The organism is Bradyrhizobium oropedii, from assembly GCF_020889685.1.
In the GTDB taxonomy this organism is placed as follows: domain Bacteria; phylum Pseudomonadota; class Alphaproteobacteria; order Rhizobiales; family Xanthobacteraceae; genus Bradyrhizobium; species Bradyrhizobium oropedii.
In genome coordinates this window covers 1-2,267 of sequence record NZ_JACMYO010000383.1, presented here as the reverse complement: position 1 = coordinate 2,267, position 2,267 = coordinate 1, and the positions used below count along the sequence as shown (strand labels likewise).

Sequence of the window (2,267 nt, the reverse complement as noted above, 5' to 3'; positions counted from 1 at the left end):
TCAGCGCATACCGGGATTTCCGGTCGGCGGCAAAATGTAGCGCGTAAAGGACGTCGACGCCGACAGGCAATCGATGCCCGAAACGGGCAAATGAATTTCATTCTGGCCTGGAGGCAGAGCCATGCAGACGATTTCCAGCGGCGTGACCGTTACTGTGTCTTCTGGCACTGAATCCGGCGATACCGTCCTGAATGGCGGCACGCTGATCATTGAGACCGGCGCCAGCGCCGTTGGCACGCAATTGAGCGGCGGCGACGAGGTGATTTCGAGCGGTAGTGTCGACAGCGGCGCCGCGATTATCTCCAGCGGCAGCCAGAATATCTCCAGCGGCGGTCTCAGCGTCTCGGCCACAGTGTACGCAGGCGGCATGCTCAACGTTTCCTCGGGCGGTGCGGCGTCGTTCCTCACCGTGTCGTCGGGCGGCACGCTGAACGTTGCCGGAACGGTGACAAGCCACGTCGAGGTCTTTTCGAGCGGCCTCGTTGTGATCGCTTCCGGCGGCATCGAGACGGGCACTCCCGGTAGCGACGAGACGATTGTGTCGGGTGGCACGGTCAGCGTGACCTCGGGCGGTCAGCTGTCCTACTTCACGGTCAGGAGTGGCGGCCTTGTCACCGCCGACTTTGGCGCGACGATCCACGACTTCGGCGTCAGCAGTGGCGGCATCCTTAATCTCGCGGGTTCTCAGACCAGCAACTCGGAGGTCTTCTCCGGTGGCACGGAGAATGTTGCTTCCGGAGGCAACGCGCAGAGCTTCGATGTGTCGGGCGGCACGCTGAACGTGCTTTCTGGCGGCAATGCGCAGTCCTTTACGGTGTCGGGAGGCTCGCTCAATGTCCTCTCCGGAGGCCTGTCCGAGTTCTTCACCTTGTCGTCCGGGGCCGCGGCCGGCATCGCAGCCGGCGCCACCGTTCACGATTTCACTATCTCGAACGGAGCAACGCTCAGTCTTCTGGGTACGGTGACCAGCTCCGTGTTCATTGCGGGCGGCGCCACATTGAACGTTTCCGGCGGTGGTGCCATCAACGGATCATCGGATTCGGCCGGCCTGCCAACGGTCAATGTCGTCGGCACAGTGAATGCATCCGCGGGTGCCTCCGTCAACCACGTTGCTGTCGACAGCAACGGTGCGCTGAATTTGCAAGCCGGCGCCTCCGCGCATGACATCAATGTGAATGCCGGAGGCCAATTCAATCTCGCGGGAAGCACGACCAGTAACATCAATATCCACGACCGCGGCCTGGAAACCGTTTCGTCCGGAGGTGCCGCGAACGGTACCAATGTTTCCGGCGGCGGTGAGCTCGATGTCCTTTCCGGCGGATCGGCAAACGCCACGATTGTCAATGGTGGTCTGCTGAAGCTGTTCTCAGGCGGATCCCTCAGCGGCGTTTCGGTCACCAATTTCGGCGCCGTAGAACTGGTCAGCGGAGCGTCCGTTTCGCAGCTTTCCAACACCACTTTCGGTAGCGGCACCAACCTTGAGGTGGGGCCTGGCGCTGTCGTGAGCGGCTATTCGGTAGGTACTGGCCTGATCCTCGACGTTCTGTCGGGCGGCTCAACCTCCGCCATCACCGTCACCGCGAATGGGACGGAGAGCGTGTTCGCGGGCGGCACGGCCCTGGGCACCATCGTTGGCAATGCCGGCGTCATGCAACTCGGCTACCAGCCGTTCCAGGGGCAGGGTGGTTCGGCCGGCGGAACCGCAAGCAACACGACCGTGTCGGGCGGTCAGCTCGATGTAAACTCCGGTGGCCTCGCGGTGTCCACCACGATTGCCGGCAACGGCGGCGCGCAAGTCACCTCGGGCGGTGCAGTATCCGCAACGACGATCTCCAACTCCGGCGGCATGACCGTGCTGAGCGGCGGCGCGGCGGCCAGCACGACGGTGCTGAGCGGCGGCTACTTCCAACTCGGCGCAGGCGGTAGTCCGGGTTCAGCCGGCGGCAGCGCGACGGGCACTATCCTGTCTGGCGGATTCGAGGCCGTCTTCAGTGGTGGCGTCGATTCCGGCGCCACGATCCTGTCGGGTGGCAACCAGACGGTTTCCGCGGGTGGCGTCACCGTTGGCGCCGGTGTTTCAAGCGGCGGTATCCAGAATATTCTCTCCGGCGGTAATGCGGCCGTTGAGGTGGTCTTCAGCGGCGGTGCCTTGAATGTTTCCGCCGGCGCGACGGCGCACGACATCACCCTGTCGGGTGGCACGCTGAACCTTGGCGGCACCGTCACCAGCAACGTCTTCATTTCGAACGGCGGTATAGAAAACGTCC

The 2,267-nt window shown here is 63.3% G+C and carries 1 pseudogene; it reads left to right on the top strand.

The window, feature by feature from the left end:
• Positions 1 to 121 precede the first annotated feature (121 nt).
• Positions 122 to 2,267, top strand: a pseudogene (locus H8A95_RS42620) (hypothetical protein); the annotation flags it as partial.